Here is a 15,816-nt window from a genome sequence, read left to right on the forward strand (position 1 = left end):
CAAGCGAGGAGGAGTCCATATACGCGCTACGGTTCGTGCACCCACTTGAATGGGTGGTTTTCGTAGCGCGTGGTAAGCGAAGCGCACCCGCGGGAGCAGCGTGAAGCGGTGCCGGGGTTGGGCGAATAACGTTAACGGGGCGGCATTGCTAGACCGGGCAGCTATGGGCGCCTAGAATAAACCGCTACATCGCCTGTTAATTTGGAAATTCTGTGACTGCACCAACGCCCGCGCTTGAGCAACCCTATTTAGACTTGATGCAAACCGTTTTGGAGCATGGCGTTGACCGCCACGACCGTACAGGCGTCGGCACGCGCTCCGTGTTTGGCCATCAAATGCGCTTTGATTTATCGCGTGGTTTTCCACTACTGACCACCAAAAAACTCCATCTGCGCTCGATTATTCACGAACTCCTGTGGTTCCTGAAAGGCGACACCAACATCGCCTACCTAAAAGAGAACGGCGTGCGGATTTGGGACGAGTGGGCGGATGAAAACGGCGATTTAGGCCCCGTTTACGGCTACCAGTGGCGCAGCTGGCCCGACCCAAAAGGTGGCAGCGTTGACCAAATTGCCAAGGTGCTCGGTCAAATTCGCACCACACCCCAATCCCGCCGCCTGATTGTTTCTGCATGGAACCCAGCCCAGGTCGATGAAATGCAGCTACCACCGTGCCACTGCCTGTTCCAGTTCTATGTGGCCAATGGCAAGCTGTCGTGCCAGCTCTATCAGCGCAGCGCCGACATTTTCCTCGGCGTGCCGTTTAATATCGCCAGCTACGCCTTACTACTGACCATGGTCGCCCAGGTGACCGGCCTGCAGCCGGGTGAATTTATCCACACCTTAGGCGATGCGCACCTGTACAGTAATCACCTTGAACAGGCCAAAGAACAGCTATCGCGTGCGCCTAAAGCGGCGCCTAAGCTGGTGCTCAATCCAGAGGTAGACGACCTGTTCGCATTCCGTTTTGAAGATATTCACATTGACGCTTACGAGGCGCACCCGCACATCAAGGCCGAGGTAGCGGTATGAGCCAGCGAAACGATACGAGTAATCAAAACGGCGCTTTCGACTCTCTGGTGCCGGTGGCAATGATCGTTGCCATGGCTAAAAATCGTGTGATCGGCGTAGACGGCAAGTTGCCCTGGTACCTGCCCGAAGATTTAAAGTTCTTCAAACGCATTACCCAGGCAAAACCGCTGGTCATGGGGCGTAAAACCTACGCTTCCATTGGCAAGCCGCTGCCTAATCGGCTTAATGTCGTTGTCACCCGCAACGCCGAGTTTTCCCACGAAGGCGTGCGCGTGTGCCACGACCTGCCCGCAGCGTTAGAGCTAGCCGACCAGCACGCCACCATAGAGGCGGCAGAAGAGATCATGGTAATGGGAGGCGGAGAAATCTACCGCCAAGCGCTTCCCTTTGCACAGCGGCTTTACATAACGGAAGTGGACATAGAGGTAGAAGGCGACGCAACGTTTCCTGACTTCGACCCCAGCGAGTGGCAAGAAGTACAGCGCGTAGCGGGGCAGCCAGCAGAAGGGCAGCCAAGTTATGATTTCGTCGTTTACGAGCGCATCGCCGACTAAAAAGGGCAAAGGAGAAGGCTATGGCCGCCAGCTTAATGAATATATTAGATGATTTAGAAGCGCGTCTTGAACGCACACAAGCTGAGCTACATGCCCTGCGTGAAGAAAACCAGCGGCTAAAACAGCAATTGGCGTTGCAAGAAACCCAATCGCAAAGCGTGCCAAGCTCCGAAGCCACGACTAAAATAGATAATGAAAGACATAGCGAAGAAGCTGTCGATGCAAAGGTTCTCGACCCAAAAGCGCCTGAAACGCCACCATCTAGTGAAGTAGCGCCAGATCAGGTCGAGCCAGAAGAAGTCAAGCCAGAAGAAGTCGTGTCAGAAGAAACAGGGCCAGAAGAAACAGGGCCAGAAGAAAAAGGTGAATCATCGGCTACCGCTGAAACGGTTAAGGCACCTTCACCGCACGCCCTGCTGAATCAATGGTACGAGCGCTACCCCAAGGCGTTTTTTAAAGGCCACACCAAGCCCTTAAAAGTTGGCATTCATCAACAGCTTGCAGAGCGCGAAGAGTGGCCTAATAAGCTAATTCGTCGAGCCTTAGCCAACTACGTGAACCTCCCGCGCTATATAAAAGCAGTGCGCGAGGGTGCCGAACGGGTAGATTTGGATGGCCAACCCGCAGGTAAGGTCGATAAAGAAGCGGCGCGACACGCAGCAGAAAAACGCGGTGAGAAGAAAGAAGGAGGGCAGCCCAAAAAAGCGCAACCTAAACCATCGCCTGCCGCTAAAAACACCCGTCAAGAAAAACCGAAACAGCCTGATTTAGCGCAGGATGCAGAACCGAAGGCAGAAAAAGGCGAGCCGCGTAAGTCGCTTAGCTTGGAAGACAAATTGTTAGATTTACAGCAGAAATTCAAAGGCCGCTGAGACCGGGCCCAGCAGCAGGGGTTCCATAAAAAAGCACAAATAGTAAGAAAACACTGTTTTTTTCTATTGCGTTCCCTGGAGTCCCGGTATAGAGTTTGTTCTGCGAGCATTGGACTATAACAAGGCTTAGTTGAGGACATGCCGCATACCACCGGGAAAAAACCGGCGGATGGCAAAAGAGCATGGCCCGCAAAAGCCAACTGCCAACTTATTAAGAGTTGAGCAGCAACGATCGAAACAGTATACGAGTTAAGGAACTTACATCATGAAAAAGACACTTTTAGCGACTGCTATCGTTGGCGCCCTGGGTGCCTCTGCTGCAGCACAAGCAGCTACCGTTTATGACCAGGATGGCACCCGACTGGACGTCTATGGCCGTATCGCCATGGGTGTTGCTGGTGGCGGCCCTGAGTACAACGGTGACGGCGAAAAAATCAACAACGACGCTGAGTTCGTAGATGTTTACTCACGTCTTGGTCTGCGCATGAGCCACGAAGTTTCACGTGACCTGACTGCTTTCGGTCGTGTTGAGTGGCGTTTCGACGGTGACGAGCGTACCGGCCCTAGCGGTAATGGCAACAGCGGTTTCAAAGAAGTTCGTCAGAGCTACATCGGCTTGCAAAGCGACCAGTTCGGTACTTTCCAAGCAGGTAATTTCGACAGCTTCTACAATCAGTTCGTTTCTCTGCCGTTCGATTGGGAAATTGATCGCGGTTTAGAGTTTGCTGGTCACCCGAAGCAGTCGCGTGGCGACTCTATCGGTTACTACACGCCTGACCTGAGCGGCTTCACTGCATTCTTGCAACTGAAACACTATAGCGAGCGCGGCCTGACTGAAGCGGAAGAAACTTCTGAAGGTGACGTAATCGCGCCGCAAGGTGGTGTTCGTTACGCACAAGGCCCTGTAACTGTTGGTCTGGGTTTTGTTGATGACGTTGCACGTGGCGGCGGTAACGCTGAAATGTTGTACGGTCTGATCGGTTCTTACGATATCACTGACCAGTTCTCTGCTCGCTTGGGTTACGAAACTCGCGACGATAACAACCTTCGTGGTGGTGGTTACGACACAGTTGGCCTAGGTGGTACTTTCACCACTGGTCCTTGGGCGTTTGCTGCTGACATCTACGATGTAGATCCTGACAACGGCGACAGCCGCACTTCTTGGGCCCTGGGTTCTTACTATAACGTTTCCAGCAACTTTGATGTGTTCCTAGAGCTGCAGCAAGCTGACCAACCGTCTATCGACGTTTCCATCGGCGGTGGCAGTGGCGTCGATGTTGAGCGCGCTGATGGCGACGACATGTACTGGCTAACAGGCGCTCGTTACCACTTCTAAGCCTGGTTTAAACACTACGCTTAAAAGGTAACTGCCTAGCAGAACCAAATAGAACCGGCCTCTTTAGAGGCCGGTTTTTTTTGCATTTTTGCCAATAATATTTATTAATACAAATAAGAACTGTTTTCCTTTAAGGTCGGCTTGATATTGTATAACATTGTTTCGCTGCATATAGCTGAGAATAGCTGAATAGCTAAAGCAGCGAACAAGATTAGCGTATCAAGGGATTATTTCTAATGCAGAAGAAGCAGTTAGCGGTGGTTGTAGCAAGTCTGTTAAGTATCTCCTCGGTTCAAGCCACAACACTTTATGATCAGGACGGCACGAAGCTGGATATTTACGGCCGTATTGCCATGGGTATTGCGGGCGGTGGCCCTCAGTTTAATAGCCCTGGCAATAAAGTGAATGATGGCGCGGAATTCGTTGATGTTTATTCCCGTGTGGGGTTTCGAATGAGTCATGCGATCACTTCAAACATGACGGCATTAGGTCATTTGGAGTGGCGGTTTACCGGTGATGAGCGCAATACGAACCAGGGCTTCAATGAGATTCGTCAAAGCTACATCGGTTTATCAAGTAAGCAGTACGGCACATTGCTAGCAGGTAATTTTAATAGCATGTATTTCTAAGATATCCCAGTAAAGCTGGTTACCCAGTACCCTAAACAGGCAGACAGCGCTCCACATCATGGTCATGTCGGGGCGCTTTTCGTTGCATGCCAGGCAGAATGATCCTGTGCAATATACCGGCACAATAGGCCGGACAAGGCGTTCGACTGGCTGGCTACAATGTCGATAGGCTGTGCCGGTTTGCTTAAGACGTAGGGCACTTCCCGGGTGGCAGTTTGTGGGCACCACAATAGGGCAGCTTACCCGTTGTTCTGTTATGATTAGGCCAACGGTCAGGCTGATATGAATAATGCTGAAACTGGTAATAAAGTAAGCGTGTTTAGTACTTTTTTGTCAATGCAAGTGACTGGTAGAGTGAGTTCGTTATGCTTAGTATATAGGTTTTAAATTATAACTATTGATTGTTTTAACCAATATTTACCATTAGGTTAAATGAATATGGAAGCCAGCAGTTGCCGCTAATGAATGAAAACAAATTAAGTGCAATGACTGTCTTGTCGAAAATTAATTGCAATAAAGAATTGCAAAAAAAATACTGTGACACATGGATAGACGATCAATAGGAATTGTAGAACGCTATCCGGCTCAGCTTATAATGCCGGGCGTGGATATATTTGCGCTTGTAGTGGGTGGATTGCTAGCACACTGTCTACGTTTTCAATCTCTCCAGCTGCATGACAGGTATTGGCTGGCAATGGCAGTAATGGGGTTGCTAGTCTTGCTGATCAATACGCTGCAAGGCGGCTATATACGCTGGCGTATCAGTAAAATATCAACACTGTTGGTCAAGCTAAGTATGGTATGGGCGATAGTTGCCATTTTGGTAGCTTCACTCATATTCTTTGCACATGCAGCGGGTAACTATTCACGACTGTGGATCGGCTATACGCTTGTCTTTTCGTTTGTCATAGCGGCCGGGCTAAGAGTGGCTGCCCAGCTAATGCTTAAATATGCGAGAAAGCTGGGCAAGGCGAAACGGCCAGTCTTCTTGGTGGGGCCGTCGTTGCAAGTGATCCACGTCGGTAAGGGAATGCGCGATGCCCCCTTTGAAGGCTACTGCATTGCCGGTGTCGAGCGCTTGTATGAAAACCCGGATAATCTTTTCTATGAGCGCCTGGTAAGGCGAGTGACCGAGTCAGGTGCCCGCGAAGTTTGGATCTGTGTGCCGCTGGAAATGGGCGGGCTGGTTCGCTCCATTTTCTACGAGCTTCGCTACCACACGGCTGAGGTTCGCTTCATACCCGATTTCGAAGGCATGCAGCTACTCAACCACCGCATAAGCGAAGTGGCAGGTCATCTAGCTGTCGATCTCAGCGTTTCGCCGCTGGATGGCGTGATGCGCATCGTCAAGCGCATGGAAGATCTGGTGCTGGGGTCTCTCATCAGCCTGTTGATACTGCCGGTCTGCCTGGTAATAGCGATCGGTATTAAAGCCACATCGCCCGGGCCGGTATTGTTCAAGCAGTATCGCACCGGGGCCAATGGCAAATTTTTCAAAGTCTACAAGTTTCGAACCATGTACGTGCACCAGGAGCCGGAAGGCTGGGTGACTCAAGCATGCCCCGGCGATGAAAGGATAACGCCTATCGGCGCTTTCCTGAGGAAAAGCTCTTTCGATGAACTGCCGCAGTTTTACAACGTGCTGCAGGGGCGCATGTCGATTGTAGGGCCAAGGCCGCATGCCCTGGCGCATAACGAATATTACAAAGACATTGTTGAATCCTATATGAAGCGGCACAAGGTAAAGCCGGGCATCACCGGTTGGGCGCAGGTAAACGGCCACAGGGGCGGCACCGATACCATCGAGAAGATGGAAAAACGTGTTGCCCATGACTTGTGGTATATCGATAGCTGGTCGTTGGGCCTGGATTTAAAGATTATCTTCCTTACCATCATCAAAGGCTTCTTCAACAAAAACGCCTACTGATGTGGGTGCTGATAAAAAAGTATCATTCCAACCGAGCTGGCACGCTCAATTCCAGAACCGAGCGTGCATTGAAAGCCGTTGTTTAAGGCGGGTAGGCAGTTGCCTCTCATGGCGCCCAAGCCGGTAGCCCAGGTACTTGGCAAACGTGCGTAGCAGAGCGCCGGGGAGCGCCAATGGGGCGTGTTTTAGCAGGTAGCCCGCCTCAGAGCGAATAAACCGCAAGCCTTCACCCTCCGCGCTGCCCAGCCATTCCAGCAGCCACGCCTCCTGGGCATGAAACGCCCCAATATCAAAGTAACGCTTGAACTCTTCGCTGATCGAGTAATTATGGGAGTGGTGTACGCAGGCAGTGGCGTTATAAGCCAGCTTCCAGCCTTGCTTGAGAAGCCTGGCGCCCGCCATCATGTCTTCGGACAGAATTACATGGTCAGGAAACCCACCAGCTTCTATCAACGCCTGCCGACGGTAGGCCGCGAAAGAATTAGAGAGAAAGGCTGTCTTAATGCCTAACGTTGGGATATCCGCTTGACTCACCACTCGAGACTCAGCGGGATAATTGAACAAGCGAGCATGTGTGGCAATCGGTGTGGCATCGTGGTGCGGTAGTTGTCTACCAAAAGCCGCGCCGATGGTATGGTCTTCAAAGCTCTGGCTGAGAGTCGTTAACGCAGCAGGGTCTGATATAAAGGCATCCTGCGTCATGAAGATCACCACATCACAGTCGCCCAAATCATGAAGCAACCTGTTACGGGTGCCGCCATGATTAAAAGTCCGACGATCAATGCTAATTACCTCAGCACCTGCATTGTGAGCCAGGGTGGCGGTGTCGTCATCAGAAGATGAGTCAACCACCACCAATTGCATGTTAGGCGCTAGCCCCTCAAGGGTAGCTTCAAGCCAGCGCTGCCACTGTGGCCCTGCGTTCAGCGTAGGCACGCAAACGGCAAAATTAAGTGCCATTACCTACTTCCCTATAGAAGGTTGGCTGCGGGTAAGAAGCTCTTCGTCAGTTGATTTCTTAACATCGTGATAGGCATTATCAAGCGCCAATTGCCGCTGCTGCTTCACAATGGGATTGGCGGGAGTACGATAAAGAGACGTTGTCTTTTCCACTAGTTTAAACATGCTTTGGTAGGCGTAGCGGCGCCATAAATTCCAATCTTCAAGCTGATCAAGTGCTTCATTAAATCCGCCAAGTTCTTCATAAAGCGCACGACGGAACATAATGGCCTGAATCGAAATAAAGTTCTCAGTCGCCAAGCGCTCATGGCTAAATGCCAAGCGGTGCTGGCCATGCATTTGATAAAGCAGCTCATTAATGTGCTTGTTTTCTTTATCAATATCACACATCACATCCCAGGCAAGGCTGTAAACGCCTGATAGCGATTCTTCGCTTTCCAGTGCGGTTCGTACCAGTAACTCAATATGATCTGCGTAGATCAAGTCATCATCATCAAGGAAAAGACACCACTCACCACTAGCTTTGGCAAGCCCCAAATTGCCTGCAGCGCTGCGGCCTAATTTATCCTGGGAGTAATACCGCACTATTAGCTCGCTATTTTCAGCTAGGCGATCAACCGCTTGCGAGCAGTGTGTACCGCCATCTTCGACCACGATCCACTCAATGGCGCGATAAGTTTGGTTGAGAACACTGATACCCGCTTGGTTTAATAACCAATCTCTACCCTGATAGGTGCGTGTAATAATTGAAACGAGCGGCCTTTCCTCAAACGTTTCAACCGCCGTATTAGATGGAACAAATGCACCTTCGCGAGTCAATTCGTAATCCAGCCCCCGGAACACACCGACCGAAAGGTTACCTGCTTTTTTACGTTCGCGATTTAAAGCAGGAAGCTGATGCAAGAGTGCATAGTACTCTTTCGCTAATCGTTTGCGCGCGCCCTCGAAGGGCTGAGGGCGAGCAACGCTAGCGATGGCCAAACCAAGTGTCGCTAAGCGAGCAGGAACAGTACCGTAACGCAACCGCAAATAGAGGTTAGCACGGGTGCTACCTAGATATTGAGCTGGCTTAACCTGGTGTGCCTCTTCATAGGTATAGTGAGCCACGGTCGCGTTTGGGCAATAGCGCAGTCTGAAGCCCGCCTCGCGAATCCGGAAAGAGAACTCAACGTCTTCGCCGTACAGAAAAATGCGCTCATCGTAGCCATTAATATGATTAAACGAGGTGCGACGAATCAGAATACATGCATGAGACGACCAATGGGTCTCCCAGGTAACTGGGTCATAATGCTTAGGGTGTTCATAAGGGCGCTGTCGAAGCTCCCAGCAAGCAACATCGTCTTGATCCCTGGCAGCCAAGGTAACCACACGCGAAATCGACTCTGGATCAAACTCAAGATCAGGGTTGGTGATTAAGGCATACTCACCCTGGCTATGGTTGATCGCCCAGTTATGTGCCGCGCCGAAGCCCAGGTTAGGCCGCTGGTGTAACTGAAAATCAGCAAACGCATCACCCATGGTAGAGCGTATAGCGGTAATCCCTTCAAGGGTGTCATCCGTAGAGCCATTATCAACAATCGCAATTTCAATACGATCAAGCGGGTATGCCTGAGAATGAATGCTATTGAATAATGAAGTTAACCATTTGCTACTATTATAAGTAACAAGAGATATAGTAATTAACGGTAAAGCAGTGTCGTGAGGTAGTGGAGTACTGGATGCTTGCGCTAACCCCCCATGCTGAATAAGAAGCGGTTCATCTAAGTTGCGTTTTTCAGTAAGTTTATTTAAAAGCCGCAAATTATGAGGTTCGTTAAAGCGAGCTTCAAAACGCTTCATCACATCTGCCAGCGGACGAAGCACTGATTTTACCGGTGCAGGTAGCCTGCGGGCCGCAGAGCGAGCCTGGTAATAGCAATGACGTAACGAAATAGGTGAATGACCAGCACCCTTGCGCAGGATTGCCACCGCATGCCAACGTGCATGGCGGCTTATATAAATAGCGCGACGCAAAGGTTTGGTCACACGCCAAGAACGAGATGACTCAATGGCGTTAAGCTGCCCACGTAAGTGCTCGTTTTCCTGGCGCAGATAGGTGATCTCATTCAACATATTTTGCGCGCCTTGGTGGCTGGAAGCCTCATTAGGCAAGCGTCCATGCGTATTGTTGTGGCTTAAGTTGCGATCTTCCAATGTTCGTCCTGAAATAGCAGTAATCAAGTAAAAGAGAATCGGTTTATGATAGTCGATCTACTATCTAAGGTCGACGCGCATTTCTTCGCGTTGTTAGAGGCAGGCGTGTAACGTAGAATAAGCGGCTTATTCTAGCCACCAATGGACGGAAGCCGTGACGCGAACGCACATGGCAGCGCGGTTTAAGACTGCGCCGAGGCAATTAATTGCAAGTGTTAATACTCATCACCAACTGCTTTTGAAGCTGATTTGGCGCGATGTGGTAGGGCGTTACAGGGGGTCTTTGATTGGTTTGTTGTGGTCGTTTGTGACACCGCTAATCATGCTGGCCGTTTACACATTCGTTTTTACTTATGTTTTTCAAGCGCGTTGGAATGTAGGTGAAGGCGAGCCAAGAGCATTATTTGCACTAGTACTTTTTTCGGGATTAATGCTGCACGGTTTATTAGCGGAAGTGCTTAATCGTTCGCCAAGTATTATTATCAATAACGTTAACTATGTAAAAAAAGTCGTTTTTCCCTTAGAGCTTTTACCCATCGTTATTTTAGGGGCCGCGCTTTTTCATTTTGCGATTAATGTGGGTGTCATGCTACTGGCTATGCTGCTAATGGGTATGCCGCTGCATGCGACTATTTTGCTCTATCCGCTCGTCGTACTGCCATTGGTGCCGTTAACACTGGGACTCGGATGGGGACTTGCGGCGCTGGGTGTTTTTGTGCGAGATATCGGACAGCTAATCGGTATTGTAACTACTATTTTGCTATTTCTTTCGCCGATCTTTTTTCCCTTGGATGCGCTGCCGCCCTTGCTGCAAAAGCTGCTGGTGTTAAACCCGTTAACCATCATCATCGAAAATGCACGTAACGTTTTGCTGTGGGGTGAAATGCCGAACTGGGGAGCGTTAATGATTTATAGCGTTGTCGCACTAGCGGTGTTCCTGGTCGGGTTCGTTGGTTTCCAAGCGCTACGTAAGGGGTTTGCTGATGTCCTCTGAAATTGCTATCCGCGTCGAAGGGCTCTGCAAAGAGTACCGTGTCTACGAAAAGCCCTCTGACCGACTCAAGCAAACCTTTGCGCCTCTCATTGCAAAGTTACGGCGTCGGGAAACTAAGCTCTATTATCGAGAATTCAGAGCGCTCCGGGATATTTCATTCACCGTTAGGCGCGGTCAAACTGTTGGCTTAATAGGCCGTAACGGTTCCGGAAAATCGACCCTGCTTCAGCTTATTTGCCAAACGCTTACGCCGACCTCCGGTATCGTTGAAGTAAATGGCCGGGTCGCCGCTCTACTAGAACTTGGGGCAGGCTTTAATCCTGAGTTTACCGGTAAAGAGAACGTCTATCTCTACGCCTCTGTTATGGGATTGTCGCAAACTGATATCGACAGCCGTTACGATAATATCGTGGCGTTTGCAGATATTGGCGAATTTATTGGCCAGCCGGTTAAAACTTACTCCAGCGGCATGTTATTACGACTTGCCTTTGCCGTTATTGCCCATGTAGACGCAGATATTCTGATCGTCGATGAAGCGCTAGCGGTCGGGGATGCCTTCTTTGTTCAAAAGTGCATGCGATTTTTGCGCCGCTTTATGGAAACCGGCACTGTGCTGTTTGTAAGCCACGATAGCTCGGTAGTAACCAACCTCTGTAATCACGCCATTTGGTTAGAAAAAGGCAATGTTATTGAACAGGGTGATCCCAAGCAGGTAGCTGAACACTACTTGGAAAGCCAGTACGCAGAAAACACGCCTTTTGAAACCCCGGTGCCTTCAGAGCAGCAAGCTGAGGAATCCCAGCCAGAGGAAGACGGTGGTGAATCCATACGTCAGACCGATAGTCAGGGCGAAGCTAGCGACTACACAGCGGCAGAAGACTTTTATGATATGCGCCGCGAGTGGATTAATAACTCAAAATGGCGCAACGACATAGAGCTCTTTGCCTTCGACCCAGATGCTCCCAGCTTTGGTGAAAAGGGTGCAGAGGTAACAAGCGTTGTGCTACTCAGCGAAGAGGACAAAATGCTGCATTGGGTTGTAGGTGGTGAAGCAGTACATCTACAAATCAACTGCAAGGCGCACCATAGCCTAAAGAGTCCAATCGTCGGGTTTGTAATAAAAGACCGCCTAGGGCAAACCCTATTTGGGGATAACACCTTTTTGGGCACCGAACCCATTAGTATGAGTGCTGATGATAATTTCTGCGCGCATTTTGAATTTCGCATGCCCATCTTGCCCGCCGGGCAATACTCCGTATGCGTGGCATTAGCCGATGGCACTCAACAAGAACACCGTCAACATCACTGGATTCACGATGCTCTTATCGTGACCTCTCATGCAAGTTCTGTTGCGCACGGTTTAGTGGGCATTCCAATGCGGCGTGTTGCGCTTGAATCACTTAATATCCCAGCGTCGTGATTAAAATCGAGACATCTACAATGAATCAATCTCACACACTGACTGTTGATAAGACCTGGTTATTTGAGCCTCGCTATATTACTGAACCCGATAGCTGGGCAGGGCATACGCCCTTCGCAGCATGGCTGGTATCCAATCAGAAGCCAGATCGCTTGGTAGAACTGGGGACTCACACCGGGTTTTCATACGGCACCTTTTGCCAAGCAGTAAGCGAAAACGCGCTGCCTACACAGTGTTTTGCAGTAGACACATGGCAAGGTGACGAGCACGCGGGAAACTATGACGACACCATCTATCAGCAAGTAAAAGAGTGGCACGATGAACGTTACAGCGGCTTTTCACGCTTAATGCGAATGACCTTTGATGATGCCCTAGCGCATTTTGAAATGAAAAGTGTCGATCTGCTTCATATCGACGGACTGCATACCTACGAAGCAGTCAAGCATGATTTTGACACTTGGCTACCTAAGCTATCGGACAGAGCTGTAGTGCTTTTTCACGATACTCACGTGCGTGACAGAGGGTTTGCCGTATGGCAGCTGTGGGATGAATTAACCAAGCAATACCCTCATATTACCTTTGCACACTCTAGTGGACTGGGTGTGCTTTTGGTGGGTAAAGATGTTGCGCCAAGTGTTAAACAGCTTGCCAACACCTATCAACACAGCCCTGAACTAGTGAGTGGCATGTTTGCTCAGTTGGGCGGCCGCATTGAAAACCTATGCGAAATGCGTCGTCAGCGGCATCAGAATGAAGCACGTGGCAGGGCACTCGAAGAGCGGGAAGAAATGTTAGTGCTGCGAGACAATGCCATCGTGACGCTGGAAAAAACAGTTCGTGAGCAGCAGCAGGCGCTACAACAAGGGCGGCATTTACTCACTACAGCAGAAAGTACTTCTCATTCTCCTGAAAGCATAAGCATGCCAGCTGAAAGTGAAGCATGGCAGCACTCCCTGCTGGCTCGAATTGCTAAAAAGCTTTACAGTCGATAATTGATTATCATGCCCATTAACCAAACAGGAAAGTGGTTCTGGGCATGGTTGCTACAATGTTATTGCTCGCGACTGTTACTCATAGGTTCTGATGTATTTAACGTAGATTTTACTATGTAACGAGGACGCTGTTTTGTTTCCAAGTAAATGCGTCCAATGTATTCCCCAAGCACGCCAATTCCAATTAATTGTACCCCACCTAAGAACAGTATTGCTGTCATCAGAGATGGGTAGCCTGGGACAGGGTTGCCCCATAAAAGTTTGGAGATAATCATCCAGCTAGCATAAAAGAAAGCTAATAGTGCTACAAAAAAGCCTATATATGTCCAGATCCTTAAAGGCCATGTGCTAAATGAAGTAATGCCATCAATTGCAAAGTTCCAAAGCTTCCAGCCACTGAACTTTGTTTTACCAGCAACTCTAGCAGGGCGACTATACTCAATGATCGCTGTTTTAAAGCCTACCCACGAAAGCACTCCTTTCATGAATAGCTGCTTTTCAGGCAAACTCAAAATAGCGGTTACAACTTCTTTTGATATCAGTCTGAAGTCACCTACATTTTCTTCTATTCTAGGCGAACTAATAGAGTTGTGGAGTCGATAGAACCAAGTTGAGGTTGCGCGTTTAAGAAAACTATCATCTTTTCGATCGCTGCGTTTAGCCAGTACTACTTCGTAACCTTCCTGCCACTTTGATATCATCTCAGGAATAACCTCAATCGGATCCTGAAGGTCAACATCAATAGGAATGCTGGCATCACCCGTTGCATAGCTTAAGCCAGCTACTAAAGCTGATTCTTTACCAAAATTTCGAGAAAAATTGACTACAATAACATTAGTATTCTCAGCTGCTAAGCGTTCAAGTATTTCGAGCGATTGATCCTGACTGCCATCATTTACAAAAATATACTCGATCATGTTCTGACTGAGTAGATTGGATGATGTAACTGCTTGGTAGAAGATATCGATAGTATCTTCTTCGTTATATACAGGGATGATTAATGATAATTTCATAGTCACTTCCGAAAGACGCAGAAAGAGGAGTAGAGATAACCTAAAATAAGGCTAAGAGCTGAAAATATAATTAATGTCAATAAGGGGGGAGTACCCAATGAGTCACCTAGTAAGCCGGTAAAATAGCTCAATATGCCCATTGCCAGAACAAAGCTTATGTACCGTAATAGGGAAGTCTTTTGCTGAAAGGTATAACGTGCATTGACAAAGAAGGAGAAACTGACGGCTAAACAAAAAGCCACAAGATTAGCTATTGACTGACTTGTACCTAATCCCCAGTGAAGCACCAAAAAAACTACCCAATGAAGCAGGGTGTTGACCAAGCCAACGGTTGTGTAGCGCTTAAAGGTGGCTAACCAGCGGCTATTGGTAAGAGCATTACTCACGGTTGGGTATCCTGTTGGTTGATGATAACTACAGCGACATCATCGATGAAGAAAACAGACTCGTTTGATGGCCATGATTCACGATTGGCAGCAGCATTAACGGCAGCAAGTCGCTCTGCCTCATTGGCCGGAATAAAGCGGCTATCCACAATGCGAAATATCCATTCCCGAGACCAAGGTGCAAAGCGAGCCGTACCTGCATCACCTCTTGGGCCAGAGGCCATAGGAATCTCATAAATGACAGCAATTGACTGGGGAGTAGCTAGCGGGCGCTCTAGCTCAGCGGCTGTCGACTCAATTCGGCCTATAATACGGTTGGTTGCCAGTAAGTCGGCTTGTGTAGCTAAATACTTATCATATGCAAATTTGTTGATTTGACTAGCGCTATCGAATAAAAACAGCGTAGAAAATGTGCCTGCACATATAAGGGCTACAGCAGCAAAATGTTGATTGATATTATTGAAACAAATTTTATCAATGACGAAAGCAACCCAAAAAGCATGTAATGATGCTAAACCGATTAACGATCTAGGTGGGAAAGGGGTGTTTGAGCCCGCAAATGCTAAAGCAAATGGTGCAAAGAGAGATAGTATGACCAGCAAGATAACGATGACTGCATCAGCCTTTCTTCTCCAGATTAGCAGCATACAAGTAATAGCAAATGTAATAAAAATACCAAGCAGTGGAAGTGTCCAGCGAAGAGTAATGTAAAGAGTCTCGGGAAGTGTTATGAAGCTTAATGAGTGAGATAGAAAAAGTGACTTTATTATCTCGGCATTTTCAATTAGAGCAAATGGTGATATGGACATTCGGCTGCTCGGCTCAATCCCAATAAAGCGATAGCTGATGCTTGTAATTAAAAAATATAAAATCAGTGATATTATTAAAGCAGTGGTGCCAATTAGAAATCTTTTAATAGCAATTGAAAGGTTTTGTGTAATTATACTCATAATAAACGCACAGATTAAGACAACGCCAGCCACCTGAGCAGCTGCGGGGTAAAGAGCTGGTGCCAATACAAGAATAGCCATGCCGATGCCATACCTACCCTTGTAAATGGCATACAACCCCGCAAGAGCGCATAGGTTTGCAAGTGGATAAGCAACACGCGTGCTAGAAAAATCAAATAGCATGCCATAGTAAATGGAAATGCTGCTAGCCAGCATAAAGCTATAAATAGCTGCGCCATGACTAAAGCCAATGATCCGAGCCGCGAACCAACTACTCCATAAAAGTAGCATGCTGCCAATGGCAGAGTAAAAAAGACCCCCCGGATTATTGTCTTGAAGCCACTCAAATACCATAAAGTAGCCCCATCTTCCTTGGGCTAAAAATGTTCTAGCATCCTGTGAGATACTTTGGATTTGGATAATGTCGTCACTATTGAAAGTAGGTATTATCGCCTGATAAGCATACGCGATGACCACAAGGAGATATAACCAAGCATAACCACTTGCTGATGATGTGATTTTGCTTAATATGTTTCTATAAAACGACAGCATGTAGCGC

Annotated in this window: 13 protein-coding genes and 1 pseudogene; 9 read left to right on the plus strand and 5 right to left on the minus strand. The window is 48.5% G+C overall.

The genetic code is table 11. The features are described 5' to 3' along the window. The first annotated feature begins 257 nt into the window (after positions 1-257). From HZU72_RS18040 to HZU72_RS18065, 6 genes and pseudogenes are all read left to right on the plus strand, one after another. Positions 258-1,031 (plus strand): thymidylate synthase, encoded by a 774-nt coding sequence (locus tag HZU72_RS18040; RefSeq protein ID WP_051430537.1) that lies wholly within the window; start codon positions 258-260, stop codon positions 1,029-1,031. Continuing rightward, positions 1,028-1,585, plus strand: coding sequence for a dihydrofolate reductase (locus HZU72_RS18045; RefSeq protein WP_027958918.1), 558 nt, complete (start codon positions 1,028-1,030; stop codon positions 1,583-1,585). The genes HZU72_RS18040 and HZU72_RS18045 overlap by 4 nt, the downstream gene beginning before the upstream one ends. A gap of 20 nt (positions 1,586-1,605) precedes the next feature. Further along, positions 1,606-2,457, plus strand: coding sequence for a ProQ/FINO family protein (locus tag HZU72_RS18050; protein ID WP_027958919.1), 852 nt, complete (start codon positions 1,606-1,608; stop codon positions 2,455-2,457). A 265-nt stretch (positions 2,458-2,722) separates the two neighbouring features. Next, complete coding sequence (locus HZU72_RS18055; protein WP_022519672.1) at positions 2,723-3,793, plus strand: porin; 1,071 nt, start codon at positions 2,723-2,725, stop codon at positions 3,791-3,793. A gap of 236 nt (positions 3,794-4,029) precedes the next feature. Continuing rightward, positions 4,030-4,416 (plus strand): annotated as a pseudogene (locus HZU72_RS18060) (porin); the annotation flags it as partial. A 601-nt stretch (positions 4,417-5,017) separates the two neighbouring features. Then, positions 5,018-6,349 (plus strand): undecaprenyl-phosphate glucose phosphotransferase, encoded by a 1,332-nt coding sequence (locus HZU72_RS18065; RefSeq protein ID WP_328737820.1) that lies wholly within the window; start codon positions 5,018-5,020, stop codon positions 6,347-6,349. Between the two features lie 45 nt (positions 6,350-6,394). On the opposite strand, the gene HZU72_RS18070 is transcribed toward HZU72_RS18065, so the two are convergent. Continuing rightward, on the minus strand, positions 6,395-7,309 hold the full coding sequence (locus HZU72_RS18070; RefSeq protein WP_180094627.1) for a glycosyltransferase family 2 protein: 915 nt from the start codon (positions 7,307-7,309) through the stop codon (positions 6,395-6,397). Positions 7,310-7,312: 3 nt separating this feature from the next. Next, the gene (locus HZU72_RS18075; protein ID WP_180094629.1) at positions 7,313-9,502 is read right to left on the minus strand and encodes a glycosyltransferase family 2 protein; all 2,190 of its coding nucleotides are present in this window, start codon (positions 9,500-9,502) and stop codon (positions 7,313-7,315) included. Positions 9,503-9,671: 169 nt separating this feature from the next. Between HZU72_RS18075 and HZU72_RS18080 the strand changes: the two genes are divergently transcribed. The 3 genes from HZU72_RS18080 to HZU72_RS18090 are packed head-to-tail and all read left to right on the plus strand — an operon-like array spanning position 9,672 to position 12,908. After that, a complete protein-coding gene (locus HZU72_RS18080) occupies positions 9,672-10,496 on the plus strand; it encodes an ABC transporter permease (protein WP_180094630.1) in 825 nt (274 codons plus the stop codon). Next, positions 10,486-11,916 carry an ABC transporter ATP-binding protein gene (locus HZU72_RS18085; protein WP_180094633.1) on the plus strand — a complete coding sequence of 477 codons (1,431 nt, stop codon included), beginning with the start codon at positions 10,486-10,488 and terminating at the stop codon, positions 11,914-11,916. The genes HZU72_RS18080 and HZU72_RS18085 overlap by 11 nt, the downstream gene beginning before the upstream one ends. Before the next feature lie 20 nt (positions 11,917-11,936). Beyond that, positions 11,937-12,908 carry a class I SAM-dependent methyltransferase gene (locus HZU72_RS18090; RefSeq protein WP_180094635.1) on the plus strand — a complete coding sequence of 324 codons (972 nt, stop codon included), beginning with the start codon at positions 11,937-11,939 and terminating at the stop codon, positions 12,906-12,908. A gap of 59 nt (positions 12,909-12,967) precedes the next feature. On the opposite strand, the gene HZU72_RS18095 is transcribed toward HZU72_RS18090, so the two are convergent. Genes HZU72_RS18095 through HZU72_RS18105 form a run of 3 tightly spaced genes read right to left on the minus strand, consistent with a single transcriptional unit; the run spans position 12,968 to position 15,809 of the window. Further along, positions 12,968-13,921, minus strand: a complete 954-nt coding sequence (locus HZU72_RS18095; protein WP_180094636.1) for a glycosyltransferase family 2 protein — start codon at positions 13,919-13,921, stop codon at positions 12,968-12,970. A gap of 2 nt (positions 13,922-13,923) precedes the next feature. Next, positions 13,924-14,307 (minus strand): GtrA family protein, encoded by a 384-nt coding sequence (locus HZU72_RS18100; RefSeq protein WP_180094638.1) that lies wholly within the window; start codon positions 14,305-14,307, stop codon positions 13,924-13,926. Beyond that, the gene (locus HZU72_RS18105; RefSeq protein WP_180094641.1) at positions 14,304-15,809 is read right to left on the minus strand and encodes a glucosyltransferase domain-containing protein; all 1,506 of its coding nucleotides are present in this window, start codon (positions 15,807-15,809) and stop codon (positions 14,304-14,306) included. The genes HZU72_RS18100 and HZU72_RS18105 overlap by 4 nt, the downstream gene beginning before the upstream one ends. Positions 15,810-15,816: the final 7 nt, after the last annotated feature.

The organism is Vreelandella sedimenti (genome assembly GCF_013416325.1).
GTDB lineage: Bacteria > Pseudomonadota > Gammaproteobacteria > Pseudomonadales > Halomonadaceae > Vreelandella > Vreelandella sedimenti.